We start from the raw sequence: 13,142 nt of genomic DNA on the forward strand, positions 1-13,142 counted from the left end.
AGATACATAAAAACATCATAATAGTTAGGTTTTATCGGGCTTTCACCTTGGCAACCCCTACTTTGGTATAAGATGCTGTTGCTTGACCTGTACACACAACTGAAACAAAATCGGCATTGACTATATTCTTATAATTAATGGGATGATAAAACCATGTTGATTTTCCTCATTTGTATTGCGTTGCTGTTGCTCGCATACAAGCTTTATAGCCCGTTTGTTGAAAAACAAGCCGGTATTGATCCTACGGTACAAACCCCGCAAACACGCTTTAATGATGGTGTGGATTACGTGCCTGTTCATCCTGCAAAAGCGTTTTTAATTCAGTTTTTAAACGTGGCGGGTGTGGGTCCTATTTTCGGCCCTATCTTGGGGGCCTTATATGGCCCAATTGCATTAGTTTGGATTGTTCTGGGGAACATTTTAGGTGGTGCGGTACACGATTACTTTTCTGGGGTAATGAGTATCAAGGAAGACGGTAAGAGCTTACCTGAAATTGCTGGACATTATTTTAACATTTACTTTAAAGCGGCGATGTTGATATTTACCGCGATGTTACTGTTCTTTGTTGGTGTGGTGTTCATTATGAGCCCTGCCGGTTTGTTAAGTAACTTAGACTATTTTAAAGACACTATTTTCGCTAATAACACCTTTTGGGTGTTAGTGATTTTAGCTTACTACTTCTTCGCAACATTATTACCGATAGACAAGATTATCACTAAGTTATACCCATTCTTTGGCGCATTAATGATTGTGATGACAACATCGATTGCCGTGGCATTATTAATTAATGCACCGCAGTTACCTGAGTTTGGCGATATCTTTGCTTACTTTGACCACAGCCATTACAACAATGACTTACTTGAGCCTAATCCAGACGGTTTGCCAGTATGGCCATTACTCTTTGTTACCATTACCTGTGGTGCAATCAGTGGTTTCCACTCTACGCAAGCTCCGATTATGGCGCGCTGTTTAACCAATGAAAAGTATGTTCGTCCAGTATATTACGGTGCAATGGTTGCTGAAGGTATTGTGGCTTGTGTATGGGCAACTGCCGGTATTGCTGCGTTCCCGGGTGGCTATGTTGAACTTAAGGAAATTCTTGCACTAGGTGGCCCCGGTATGGTGGTTAATCAAGTGGCAACGACATACTTAGGTGTCGCTGGCGGTATTATGGCAATTATTGCGGTAGCGGTATTCCCAATTACATCAGGTGATACAGCATTTAGATCGCTTCGTCTTACCATTATTGATGCATTTAAGATCCCACAAAGCATGACTAACCGTCTATTGGTTGCCGTGCCTGTATTGATTATTGCGTACTTCATGACAAAAATTGACTTCACGCTTATCTGGCGTTATTTCGCGTTCTCAAACATGTTGTTGTCTACCAGCGTATTATGGTTAGCGACTAAGTACCTGTTTGACCGTGGTGCCTTCCATTGGATTGTGAGTCTTCCAGCGATTATTGGTACATGTGTTACGGTATCGTATATTTTAACGGCCGGTATTGGTTTAGGTTTACCACAAGAATTTAGCCAACCTTCGGGTATTGCGGTTGGTGTGATAGCGCTTATTGCACTGATCATTGCACACAACAAACGTAAAGTGACATCTGCTGCATAATGCGTTAACGGTGTGATTGAATGAGAGGGCTGCAATGTGCAGCCCTCTTTTTTTGCTTTTAAATGAGGTTGTTCAGCAAGCGGTTTTGATACTAATGCCCGATACGGTCGAGCTTTTGAATCAGTTCTATTTTGATGTTGTCAGGCGTTTGGCTATGCCAATAACCACTGACATAGGCAAACAGTGGCAACATAAACATAATGGTTAACAACACGATTAATAATCCTCTGGCCGAAAGCGTTATTCCATTGCGAGTACTAAAGTGTAGCGCTTCTTTTTTAGGACAAGCTGACACACAACGCATACAAGCCTGGCATTCATCGGAGCGAATATTCTTTTGAGTATGAACCGATATATTGGCAGGACATGCACGAGTACACTTATCGCAGCTCATGCCTTTTGATTCAATTAAGCAATGTTGGCTGTCGCGTCTAATTTTAAACGGGCTTAAAAAACTCACAATACCCAGTAATGCTCCATAAGGGCAGATATAGCGGCAGAACCCTTGGCGGCGCCAGGCGGCTAACGCAAAAATAGTTCCAAATCCGATTAACGCCACCATCGACGGCATCATGAAAAACGCTGCCATTTTAAGATCGGCAACTTTGTGATAATTACCAGAAAGATAATGTGGAATACTGGCCGATGGCATTGAGATAACGAGGTAAAGCAGTGCGGCTAATAACAGATATTTAAGCATTCTTAATGGCCAATCTAACCATGCTGGTGGTAATAGCTCTGCCTTAATAACGCGTTTTCTGAGTTTATAAAGATACTCTCCTGCTAATCCTAATGGGCAAGCCCAACCGCAAAATGCGCGCTTACACAACACACCGGTTAGCAATACTACACATAACATCACTACCGCAGCAGGATGGTTTTGGTCCCACAATCCTAAGGTTAAAATGGCTTTAAGCTCAATGCCGCCCGCAATCGGTAAAAAAGCGTCGCCGACATCAGGGCGCATTAACCAAGGTATTTCGCCAGCATACATTAAGCCCGCATTAATGGCGTATTGCACCCCAACTAATAACATCGCAAGTGCAAAGAAATGTTGGCTAAACTCTCTAATGGTATTGGGTCGACCTTGAGCATTTGCAAATGCCGGTAGGTATTGGCCTGCGGCTGTGACCACTAATACTGAGACTAATAATATTAAGAGTAAAGGCCAAAAAAAGCTTGCTAGAGTCGCGCCAATTAATAGCCCACCGCTAACAAGTGCGCCCCATTTTTTGCCGCTCCAATAAAGTAGGCTGGTGCTGTAAACCAGCGCCAGCATTAAGGTGATCGATTCTATTGTGCTCATACTTAACTGCCTGTGGAGTATAAAAGTCTAGGTTTATGATAAATCCTGTAACTTGGCAGTGATGTGAGCTAGATCTACAAGCCTGTTTAGTTTTGTAATTATATGATCTATATTGATTTGTTTTATTTTTGTAAGCCTTGTAACTCAGATGTTTAATAAGAGTAAATCAACTTGATTCAGCACTTAAATCTGTTGGTAAATTTTCGTGTGAAAAGAGTGCCTCAGCAGCTTTTGTTCTGCGTACCCGTTATTTGAAAGGGAACAACCATGACTACAATAGCGACGCTTTAATTAAAAACCGTTGGACGCATTCTAAGTAGTCATTTATTCATGCGGATTGGTATAGCGTGGGTTTAGCTTGGCCATTTATGAATATCGTCTTGCCAGACATTGGCCGTAAAGTCGATAAAGGCGCGCACCACATTTTGTTGGTAACTGCGCGACAAATACACTGCCCATAAGGTTTTTCCCGGCGTCGTAGTGTGGGGTAACACATCAATTAACTCACCTTGTTCAAGGTAGGTGTTGGCTAAATCGGTTGGCAAACACACAATGCCATTTCCGCGCAAAGCCGCTTTAATTAATACGCCCATTTCATTGGCTTGCAAGTGACCTTTTACCTCAAGTAAGTGTGAGCGAGTCTCGTCAATCACTTCCCAGTGTTGTTGACTCGAATGGCGTAAACAATTGTGTTGTAACAAGTCATGAGGTGCCAAAATGGCGGCATGTTGTGCTAAGTAGTCGGGTGAGGCGCATATAACGTTGTCGATGTGCATTAAGCGCCTGGCGATTAAACTCTCATCTGGCTGATGGGTATAACGCAATGCAATATCGACTCTGTCGCTTACCAATTGCGAGAAATTATCAGACAGTAATAGCTGAATATTCACTTTTGGGTGTTGTTGGCAAAATGCTTCAACGACATCAAAGAGTTTATGTTGCCCGAGTCCGATTGGGGAGGCAATACGAATGCTACCAACCAATTCGTTATTGTGGCTGTTGGCGCGGCTTTCCATGGCGGCTACTTCACTTAAAATACGTTGGCAATAGTTGAGCGCTTCCTCGCCTTGTAAGGTTAAACTCACGCGGCGAGTGGTGCGGTGCAATAAGCGTAACCCCAACCATTGCTCAACATCTTTAATGTGCCGAGACACCTGCAAGCGGCTTAACCCGAGTTGCTCAGCAGCCTGGGTAAAACTGCCGCAATTGGCGACTTCAACGAAGCTGCGTATGGCTGATATCTTGTCCATGACTCTCCTGACGGTTGGTTTACGTAAGCTTATAAGTTGTCGAGGTTTGCTAACAGCACTTCGGCTTTATGGATAATGGCTTGCTGAGTCGCAGAGTCCATCTTTTGCCAGTTTTTATACACCATCGTCATGCGTGGATTACGGCCAAATTGTTGTTGATGACGCTGAATAAAGTGCCAATATAAGCTATTGAAAGGGCACGCGTTAGCTTCTGTTTTGAGTTTGACATTGTAATGACAGCTTTTGCAATAGTCGCCCATTTTATTGAGGTAGTTACCACTTGCCGCATAGGGTTTGGTGGCTACAATACCGCCGTCGGCAAATTGAGTCATGCCGCGGGTGTTGGGCATTTCTACCCATTCAATGGCATCAATGTAAATACCTAAATACCATTGGTCGACCTCATCTGGATTGATGCCTGCTAATAAGCTAAAACAGCCCGTCACCATTAACCGTTGAATATGATGGGCATAGGCAAAGTCGAGTGACTGCTTAATCGCGTGGTGCATGCAGTTCATCTTAGTGTTAGCAGTCCAAAAATATTCAGGCAATGGCCTGTGTGCTTGCAAGGCATTTTTGGTTGCGTAGCCTGGCATATTGATCCAATAAATCCCGCGGACATATTCTCGCCAGCCTAAGATTTGCCGCACAAAGCCTTCTACTTGTGTCAGTGATATCTCGGTTTGATTGGCTTGCCAATGGCTAATGACTTTATTGATTACTTCGCCTGGCGAAAGGATTTTAGCGTTAATGGCAAACGATAAACGCGAATGGTATAGGCTCCAATCTGCCTGGCTATTTTCGGTCATGGCATCTTGAAAACGGCCAAAGCGGATCAATAAATGCTGGCAAAAATAATCAAGTAACTGCCGAGATTGGCGGCGATTAACTGGCCACAATAGTTGATTTTCAGCTTTGCCTATCGTGGCGACGTGATGCCGCTCGAGCCGGCTAATAATGTCGCTCACATCATTGGCAAATAACAAAGGCGACGGAATATCTTGAAGGTCGGCTTTTTTTAAATTTTCACGATTTTGTTGGTCAAAATTCCATTGGCCGCCTAAAGGCTCATCGTCTTGCATCAGCACATTAAAGCGCTTGCGCATGCGGCGATAAAAGAACTCCATTTTAACATGCTTATTGGCGGTAAATTCACGTTTAATATCGTCAAAAGGCAACAAGAAATGTTCGCTGTCATGGCAAGTACTTTTAATGCCTGGCAATGATAATTCGCTGAGTTGCGTGGCTAAACGGTATTCATCAGGTTGTTGATATTCAATGGTATTGAGCTGATGCTGCATGCAGAGATGCTCAAGCAGTGTTGGCAAATCTGTAAATGGTTTAGTTTCATCTAACGTTAAGTGCATCACCTGATGGCCGCAGTGGGCTAAAGCGTCGGAAAACTGCGCCATGGCAGCAAAAAAAGCACACACTTTTTGCACATGATGCTTAACGTAGGCGGTTTCTTGCTTGAGCTCGGCAATCACATACACCACCGTCGGGTCGACGTGTTTAAACCAGCTATGGGAGGCATTGAGTTGGTCGCCTAAAATGAGCCGCAATGTGTGAGTTTGTGGCGACAGTGAGGCCGAAATAGTGTTGTAAACGGTTATCATTTTATTCCCTTCAATCAGCTTTGTGGCGGCGGCAACGTTCTGAACAATATTTTACATGTTCCCAGTCTTTAGCCCATTTTTTACGCCATGCAAACGGGCGCAGGCACACTAGACAGGTTTTATGCTCAAGATGTGGTTTTTTATGTGCCATGCTGCTGCCTTGTGCGTTTATGCTTTGGACGCACGTGGCGAGTTAACACCGCAGCAATGTGTTGTTGTACTTGCGGTTTGTCGCGATAAGACCATAAACGATCGCGAGCGGCTTGCGAGGCTAAGGTGATGTCTATCATCGGCTCTGGGTAATCTCGACCTAACATCACGTCATTAAAAATTGCTTCCATTGGCGGCTGTAACCAGGGCTGGTGGATATATTCATTGGGTAAATTGCTAAGCTCTGGACACCACTGACGAATAAAATCGCCATTGGGGTCTTGATCTTGAGACTGCTTTATCGGGTTGTACAATCTAATGGTATTAATGCCAGTAACCGAGGCTTGCATTTGCAGCTGTGGATAATGAATACCCGGCTCGAAATCGAGAAAGTAATTGGCTAATGGTAGGCTGGCTAGCTGCCAGTGAATGTTTAAATGGTGGGTCACAAAGCTAACGAGCATGGCGCGCATTCTAAAATTAATGTAACCAGTTTGACGTAAACAGCGAATGCAGGCATCGATAATCGGAATGCCTGTCTGACCTTCTGCCCAGCGCTGAATATCTCGCTCTACATCGTCATCATCACGATAAGGGAAATCCTCGTAACCTGGATTGACTGGGGTAAATTCCATGCTGCATTGGCTTTCAAACTTTTGCATAAAATGACAGTGCCAATGCAATCTAGACATCATTGCCAGTAAAGGTTTTTTCCAGGCTTTATTGCTGGTTTGTACCTCTTGATAACGAGTCATTGTCGCCTGATACACCTGCCTTAAACTAATGTTACCCCATGCTAAATAAGGTGATAAGCGTGAGCAGTGAGTTCGACTCAGGCTCGGGCTTGAAATACTGCGTTGATAATCTTTACCGCGATGAGTTAAAAAACTGCTCAGTATCGCTCTGGCTTGTTTAGGGCCGCCGGGTTGAAAGTTATCGTTTGGCTCGGTTATTTCGGCTTTGAGCTCAATTACCTGACTATTTGTAAAGGGCTGAAATTGGCACTGCTGCCAATTAGGCACTGCAATAGGGCTGGCCATCACTTGTTGCCAATGCTGATCCCACGCCAGGCGATGTCGACGCCCACGAATAACCGCGCCTGTCGGAGATTGTTGCCAGTGAATGGCGTGCTGCTGACACCAATTGGCCACGGCTTTGTCGCGCTCAAAAGTGTTGTTTAGGCCGATTTCCTGGTGGCTAAATAGCGTGTTAATAGTAAAGGATTCAGCCAGCTTTTCGAGTAAAGGCAACATCGGCATGGCGAATACATGCACCTGGCCATGATAGCGGCTAAGCTGTTGATTGATATCCTGCAGCGACTGCCACACAAAGCGCCAATGGCGATCATTATAATGGGAGTCTTCCAGCATTAATGGCTCAAAGTTGTATATCAGCAAACAAGGTAAATGATGATTAAAGGCATCAACTAACGGCTGGTGATCAGACAAGCGCAAGTCGCGTTTAAACCAGACAATATTAATTGATTGCTTGTTGCTGTTGAGCATGAACCTAAAGCCTCGTGATGGATAACTAACCCTTACTCAGATTAAATACGATACTGTTAGCGGTTTAGATTGCTTTATTTGTTATTTTTACACCCAGATTAGTATCTTAAAGTGAAACAATTAAGCGCATTAATGACTATTTATCTCAAATTGTGTCATCTATAAACTGGCTCCATTGTTAATGACCAGAGTGAGACAGAAAAATGAAACTAGCAGTATTAGGCGCAAGCGGTTGGATTGGCGGAACTATCATGCAACAGGCGATTAGCCGCGGTCATGATGTTATTGCCGTGGTGCGTGACGCCAGCAAAGTGGCTCAAGATGTGCCTGTTCGTACCCTTGATATTACCCAAATGTCAGAACAAGATGTTGCTACCGCGTTTGCAGATGTTGATGTGGTTATCGCCTCTATCGGTGGCCGCACCGCACAAAATCATGAAATTGTTGCGCAAACCGCACAGCAGTTATTGCAACATTTACCGCAAGCTGGCTCACCACGTTTGTTGTGGGTTGGTGGTGCAGGTAGCCTAGAAGTTGCCCCAGGGGTGACGTTGGTATCAACACCTGAATTTCCAGATGAATACAAAGCTGAAGCTATTGCGCAAGGTGAAGCACTCGCTGTATTTCGCAGTACAGACTCTGCTGTTAAGTGGACTTACGTTAGCCCCGCAGCGATCATTTTCCCGGGTGAGTCTGAAGCGCCATACCGTTTAGGCGGCGATGAGTTCTTTACCGATGCACAAGGTCAAAGCCGTGTATCAGTAGTCGATTATGCCAAAGCTATGGTTGATGAAGCCGAAAATGCTAAGCATATTAACCAACGTATTAGTGTTGCATACTAGGACTAGTGAGTGAGATTGACGTGGTATGACAGAGCAGGCTCAAGTAGCCTGTTTTGTTTTGTTTTGTAAAATCGCTTATATGACCTTCTCTATACGGCGCTTTAGCTATTGTATTTTCCTATACAGTGAGCGAGTGCTAATACCCGCTAGCGCTGCGGCTTTGTCTTTATCGCCATCAACACTGTCAATGAGTCGCTTTAGGTAGTTAAGCTCATTGTTTTTCAAATCTGTTGTTGTTCCTGAATCCCCGCGAATTTTACGATCGATCTCAAGACTGGTTTTAATCACATGACGATCAATTATTGGGGGGGATTCTATTGACTTACCGCATGGACAAGGTGCATAAAGTTAACCGCACTACCAACAAGACAATTAACTTGGTTTGCTTGGGTGCGTTTCCATATCTTATGTCATGACACTCATTTTCCGACTCATTCCGTCATTTATTAATTTCGCAGATAGTCATTATTTCGAGCTCAATAAACTTGCCTGTTTTGTATCTTAAAAAATCTTATCAATACCCTACATACAAGTATTTAGCGCAAACAGGCATAAATGATATGATACCTGCCATATTTTGACTAAGCTCAAATTCACCCAGAATTTCGTCCTATATTAGGGCGCACAATATTATCTTTTTCAGCATTACTGGAGAGCAAAATTCATGACCAATGCAAATGTGGAAGCCACACCATTATCTACAAAGCCATCACAAGATGGTTTTCACATGCCAGCCGAATGGACGGCTCAGCAAGCTGTGTGGATGCTTTGGCCGCATCGCCCAGATAATTGGCGCGCAGCAGGGGCTTATGCTCAAGCAACATTTGCAAACGTTGCCGATGCCATTGGTGCTGTAACGCCAGTATACATGGGCGTTCCTAAAGCATTTTTAGCTCAGGCTAAAACAGTTATGCCTGCTCATGTTACCTTGGTTGAAATCGATAGCGACGATTGCTGGGCCCGTGATACTGGCCCGACGGTGGTGGTAAATGCCAAGGGCGAATGTCGCGGTATTGATTGGGGCTTTAATGCCTGGGGTGGCCATAACGGCGGTTTGTACTCTCCGTGGGATAAAGACGAGCAAGTTGCAAAACAGATGAACGCTCAACATGGTTTTGAGGGTTATCGCGCGCCGCTCATTCTTGAAGGTGGTTCGATTCATGTCGACGGTGAAGGCACCTGCATGACCAGTGCTGAGTGTTTACTTAACAGCAACCGCAACCCAGATTTGACCCGTGAACAGATAGAAGCTTATTTGTCTGAGTATTTAAATGTACAGCAGTTTATCTGGTTGGAAGACGGCGTGTACATGGATGAGACCGACGGACATATTGATAATATGTGCTGTTTTGCTCGCCCAGGCGAAGTGATTTTACATTGGACAGATGATGAAGCCGATCCACAGTATCCTCGCTCAAAAGCGGCTTTAGATGTGTTACAAAATGCGGTAGACGCACAAGGCCGTAAGTTAAAAATTCATTTAATGCCACAACCGGGTCCGTTGTACTGCACCGAAGAAGAAGCCCAAGGCGTAGAAGAGGGCACGGGTGTACCACGCACGGCGGGTGAGCGCTTAGCGGGTTCTTACGTGAACTTTTTGATTACCAATCAGCGCATTGTGTTCCCACTGCTTGACCCTGCAACCGATAATATCGCTGCACAAAAATTGCAGGACATTTTCCCAGAGTATGAGATTGTGGGTGTACCTGCCCGTGAAATCTTATTAGGCGGCGGTAATATTCATTGTATTACCCAGCAAATTCCTTCTGGACAATAAATAAAACCTAGATCAAAAACCAAAGGAAGACGGTAAGTCACTGTCTTTCACGATATTTATCTTTAAGAGCAATTAACCTTTTACACAATTGCCTTTCAAGAAGAGGTTTTAACATGTTCGAAGTTACTGAGATTTCTATTTCTGAGTTGCGTGCAGCGCTCGGATCGGGCCGCACTACATCGGTTGAATTAGTGCAGTCATATTTAGCGCGAGTTGATGCTTACGACGGCCCAGCGACAGAGACTAAACTAAATGCCTTGGTGGTACGCAATCAAGATGCGCTAAAAGAAGCCGAGGCGTCAGATGCTCGAAGGGCTCGTGGCGAAACACTGAGCCCACTTGACGGCATTCCTTATACCGTAAAAGACAGCTATTTGGTTAAGGGGTTAACGGCCGCGTCAGGCAGCCCTGCATTTAAAGATTTAGTGGCTCAATATGATGCTTTTGCCGTTGAACGTCTGCGTGAAGCAGGGGCTATATGCCTAGGTAAAACCAACATGCCGCCTATGGCTAATGGTGGCATGCAACGTGGTCATTATGGCCGTGCAGAAAGCCCATACAACGCAAACTATCTTACCGCGCCTTTCGCGTCGGGTTCTTCTAATGGTGCAGGTACTGGTACCGCCGCAAGTTATTCTGCTTTTGGCTTAGCCGAAGAGACATGGTCGAGCGGCCGTGGCCCAGCATCAAATAACGGTTTGTGTGCCTACACGCCCTCGCGCGGGGTTATTTCTGTCCGTGGTAACTGGCCACTGACACCGACTATGGATGTCGTAGTGCCTTACACTCGCACCATGGCAGACATGCTAGAAGTGCTTGATGTTATCGTTGCCGACGACCCAATCACTCGCGGTGACTTATGGCGCCTGCAACCCTGGGTTGAAATCCCAAAAGCCTCAAGTGTGCGTCCACAATCTTATTTGGATCTTGCCGCTCAAGCTGGCACGCTTAAAGGTAAACGTTTCGGTCTGCCACGCATGTTTATCAATAAAGATGAATTGGCTGGCACCAGCGAAAACCCAGGTTTTGGTGGTCCAACCGGTCAGCGCATCAATACGCGTGCATCGGTAATCGACCTTTGTGAAGCGGCTCGTAAAGCACTGGTAGCCGCTGGCGCTGAAGTCATTGAAGTTGATTTTCCGCTGGTATCAAATTGTGAAGGTGACCGCCCAGGTGCGCCAACCGTTTACAACCGCGGTATAGTGACACCAGAGTTTTTGGAAGATGAGCTGTGGGAGCTTTCTGGCTGGGCTTTAGATGAATTCTTGCGCGCCAATAATGACCCTAAACTGAACAAACTGTCTGACGTAAACGGCCATTTGATTTTCCCGCATGACTTAGGCACCTTGCCAAATCGTGAAGGGGATTTAGCCGCAGGCATGGATGAATACGTCAACATGGCCAAAAGAGGGCTTAAGTCGTATAACCAAATCGACAGCGTCCCCGATGGTTTGCGCGGCCTAGAAAAAACCCGCAAGTTGGATTTAGAAGACTGGATGGACGAGCTCAAACTCGATGCCGTGTTGTTCCCAACGGTTGCAGATGTTGGCCCTGCTGATGCGCATGTTAACCCAGCGTCGGCAGATATTGCCTGGAGTAACGGAGTTTGGGTTGCTAACGGCAACCTGGCGATTCGTCACTTAGGTGTGCCGACAGTGACCGTACCAATGGGCGTGATGGCTGATATTGGCATGCCAGTTGGGTTAACGTTCGCAGGCCGAGCTTATGACGACAATAACCTCTTAAGTTTTGCGAGTGCATTTGAATCGACGGGCAACAAGCGCGTTATTCCTCCACGCACGCCAGCGCTGAGTCAATAAGCGCTTAAGCTAATTACTCTTCATAAGCACTGAATACGCATATGCGACAACGGGATTGGTTTGTAAAAGCCAATCCCGTTTTTATCGCTCAGGTTTTGCAAATGTTTTACTTAACATGCATTTAGTTGTTTAAACTTTAATCCACAAAAAGCGTATAAGCGTATACATCGTAGGTCTATTTAGCGGTGTAATCGTCGTCCCGGCAATGCTTTTAAGCCGGGATCCAGGTGTTAGCTTTGTACTTTTGTGCTCATGGCCTGCAGCGACTAACGTCGTGGCGCTTCGTCGACTCTAGATAAAGTAGTCAGTTATCAACTTACTCAGGTTGGTGTAATCGTCGTCCCGGCAATGCTTTTGAGCCGGGATCCAGGTGTTTGCTTTTGTTGTTTTGTACTTATGGCCTGCGGCCACTCACGTCGTGGCGCTTCGCCCACACCAGAATGTTCAAACTTCGTTTGAAATAAGATCGCATGGTTCCACCCTGCACGGGCCAAAAGGGGATCAACAGCAATCCCCTCTTGGATCACCCCTGCCGTTCCGGCAACAATTTCGCTTTTTAACCAAACAAGAGCAGCGAAAAAATTGCGACGGAAATGTAATCCATCTTCTGACCACGTTTGTAGTCTGCTTCGGCCACCTCTTTATGGTAAAGAATGAAAATGCTAACGCTTCAGATGGGGCGTCCCTTCCCCTCTAAAGCTAGCTGGCTCTGATAGGCAGGATGCCTGAATGCCTTGAAGCACATGGATGTGCGTGAAAGGCCATGGCCAGCTCACGTCATTTTCTTCAACGGCCTCAAGTTCTGAGTTGAATTTAGGCATTTCAAGCTGAGGCATCTAACTCATTTTTGGATGTGCGACCTGAGGTCGTATGAAGCGCTGTTCACCGCGATAAGAGTGAACCATCTGTATCACCAGATGCCCCTAAGACTCTGAATAAAGCAGCGAGTCTGACAATGTAACGATATTCGGTTTTATACCGAATGGGAACAGAATCGTGAGAGGACGTTCCTCCTGATAACCACAAATCGGGTAAGTGCTAGGGTGTCAGTATGATGAACGTAAGTGAATCCATGTAAGGTGCGTTATGTGAGAAACAGCGGAAGTGGTTAATACGCTGTGGCCAAAAGGCAACGAGAGTAGGAAAGAAATTGTCCAGTATTCTTTCGTGATCGATACGCTCTCCGCACTATAGTGGGCATCTAACCTGACGTTGCGTGACATACGGAACAGGGTAAGCCTGTATTGCTCCCT

10 protein-coding genes are annotated in these 13,142 nt (G+C 45.4%); 4 read left to right on the forward strand and 6 right to left on the reverse strand.

The window, feature by feature from the left end; translation table 11 throughout:
* Positions 1 to 153 precede the first annotated feature (153 nt).
* Positions 154 to 1,623: a carbon starvation CstA family protein gene (locus tag ACROAE_RS17765; RefSeq protein ID WP_432404434.1), complete on the forward strand. Its 1,470-nt coding sequence runs from the start codon at positions 154 to 156 to the stop codon at positions 1,621 to 1,623.
* Between the two features lie 91 nt (positions 1,624 to 1,714).
* On the opposite strand, the gene ACROAE_RS17770 is transcribed toward ACROAE_RS17765, so the two are convergent.
* From ACROAE_RS17770 to ACROAE_RS17790, 5 genes are all read right to left on the reverse strand, one after another.
* The gene (locus ACROAE_RS17770) at positions 1,715 to 2,929 is read right to left on the reverse strand and encodes a 4Fe-4S binding protein (protein WP_432404436.1); all 1,215 of its coding nucleotides are present in this window, start codon (positions 2,927 to 2,929) and stop codon (positions 1,715 to 1,717) included.
* A 353-nt stretch (positions 2,930 to 3,282) separates the two neighbouring features.
* Complete coding sequence (locus ACROAE_RS17775) at positions 3,283 to 4,179, reverse strand: LysR substrate-binding domain-containing protein (protein WP_432404439.1); 897 nt, start codon at positions 4,177 to 4,179, stop codon at positions 3,283 to 3,285.
* Between the two features lie 29 nt (positions 4,180 to 4,208).
* The gene (locus ACROAE_RS17780) at positions 4,209 to 5,795 is read right to left on the reverse strand and encodes a cryptochrome/photolyase family protein (RefSeq protein WP_432404443.1); all 1,587 of its coding nucleotides are present in this window, start codon (positions 5,793 to 5,795) and stop codon (positions 4,209 to 4,211) included.
* A 10-nt stretch (positions 5,796 to 5,805) separates the two neighbouring features.
* Positions 5,806 to 5,946 (reverse strand): DUF2256 domain-containing protein, encoded by a 141-nt coding sequence (locus ACROAE_RS17785; RefSeq protein ID WP_432384343.1) that lies wholly within the window; start codon positions 5,944 to 5,946, stop codon positions 5,806 to 5,808.
* Positions 5,936 to 7,450: a deoxyribodipyrimidine photo-lyase/cryptochrome family protein gene (locus tag ACROAE_RS17790; protein WP_432404445.1), complete on the reverse strand. Its 1,515-nt coding sequence runs from the start codon at positions 7,448 to 7,450 to the stop codon at positions 5,936 to 5,938. The genes ACROAE_RS17785 and ACROAE_RS17790 overlap by 11 nt, the downstream gene beginning before the upstream one ends.
* A gap of 203 nt (positions 7,451 to 7,653) precedes the next feature.
* Between ACROAE_RS17790 and ACROAE_RS17795 the strand changes: the two genes are divergently transcribed.
* Positions 7,654 to 8,292 (forward strand): NAD(P)-dependent oxidoreductase, encoded by a 639-nt coding sequence (locus ACROAE_RS17795; RefSeq protein WP_432404448.1) that lies wholly within the window; start codon positions 7,654 to 7,656, stop codon positions 8,290 to 8,292.
* Between the two features lie 105 nt (positions 8,293 to 8,397).
* On the opposite strand, the gene ACROAE_RS17800 is transcribed toward ACROAE_RS17795, so the two are convergent.
* The gene (locus tag ACROAE_RS17800) at positions 8,398 to 8,580 is read right to left on the reverse strand and encodes a helix-turn-helix domain-containing protein (protein WP_432404452.1); all 183 of its coding nucleotides are present in this window, start codon (positions 8,578 to 8,580) and stop codon (positions 8,398 to 8,400) included.
* Between the two features lie 376 nt (positions 8,581 to 8,956).
* On the opposite strand from ACROAE_RS17800, the gene aguA reads away from it, so the two are divergent.
* Entirely contained in the window at positions 8,957 to 10,069 is a 1,113-nt protein-coding gene (gene aguA / locus ACROAE_RS17805; RefSeq protein ID WP_432404455.1) for an agmatine deiminase, read from the forward strand.
* A 113-nt stretch (positions 10,070 to 10,182) separates the two neighbouring features.
* Entirely contained in the window at positions 10,183 to 11,889 is a 1,707-nt protein-coding gene (locus tag ACROAE_RS17810) for an amidase (protein WP_432404459.1), read from the forward strand.
* The last annotated feature ends 1,253 nt before the right edge of the window (positions 11,890 to 13,142 follow it).

The organism is Shewanella sp. MF05960 (genome assembly GCF_050849305.1).
Classification (GTDB): domain Bacteria; phylum Pseudomonadota; class Gammaproteobacteria; order Enterobacterales; family Shewanellaceae; genus Shewanella.

Coding starts and splice junctions, on each gene's coding strand:
- ACROAE_RS17810 (WP_432404459.1), top strand. CDS start 10,183: ATGTTCGAAGTTACTGAGATTTCTATTTCTGAGTTGCGTGCAGCGCTC.
- ACROAE_RS17785 (WP_432384343.1), bottom strand. CDS start 5,946: ATGGCACATAAAAAACCACATCTTGAGCATAAAACCTGTCTAGTGTGC.
- ACROAE_RS17770 (WP_432404436.1), bottom strand. CDS start 2,929: ATGAGCACAATAGAATCGATCACCTTAATGCTGGCGCTGGTTTACAGC.
- ACROAE_RS17780 (WP_432404443.1), bottom strand. CDS start 5,795: ATGATAACCGTTTACAACACTATTTCGGCCTCACTGTCGCCACAAACT.
- ACROAE_RS17795 (WP_432404448.1), top strand. CDS start 7,654: ATGAAACTAGCAGTATTAGGCGCAAGCGGTTGGATTGGCGGAACTATC.
- aguA (WP_432404455.1), top strand. CDS start 8,957: ATGACCAATGCAAATGTGGAAGCCACACCATTATCTACAAAGCCATCA.
- ACROAE_RS17765 (WP_432404434.1), top strand. CDS start 154: ATGTTGATTTTCCTCATTTGTATTGCGTTGCTGTTGCTCGCATACAAG.
- ACROAE_RS17790 (WP_432404445.1), bottom strand. CDS start 7,450: ATGCTCAACAGCAACAAGCAATCAATTAATATTGTCTGGTTTAAACGC.
- ACROAE_RS17775 (WP_432404439.1), bottom strand. CDS start 4,179: ATGGACAAGATATCAGCCATACGCAGCTTCGTTGAAGTCGCCAATTGC.